Raw genomic sequence first — 357 nt, forward strand, 5'->3', positions numbered from 1 at the left:
GCCCGGCCCTCGCCACGGCGACGGCCCTGGCGGGCACGGTGTGGGCGTACGACCTGGGGCTGAAGAACACCCCCGCGGGCCCGTCCGCCATGGCCGCCGCCCGCGCCCTGGACCTCCTCCTCGGCGCCGCCGCCTCCGCCCCCGCCACCCTGCGCCCCGCCCTTCCCCCGGCCGCCCTCCTGGGCGCCCACACCCTCGCGGTGACCACGGTCTCCCGCCGAGAGGCCACCGGCGGCTCCTCAGCGGCCCCCCTCGGCGCCCTCGCGGCAGGCGCGGCGATCGCCTGGGCGGCGACCAGACGCCCGGCCCGCTCCGCCACCACGACCGATCGGCCCCCGGGCCGCGACCGCGAAGCGG

The 357-nt window shown here is 82.1% G+C and carries 1 pseudogene; it reads left to right on the forward strand.

The window, feature by feature from the left end:
• A pseudogene (locus KN815_RS49590) lies at nucleotides 1-357 on the forward strand (SCO3242 family prenyltransferase); the annotation flags it as partial.

The organism is Streptomyces niphimycinicus (assembly GCF_018883605.1).
Classification (GTDB): Bacteria; Actinomycetota; Actinomycetes; order Streptomycetales; family Streptomycetaceae; genus Streptomyces; species Streptomyces niphimycinicus.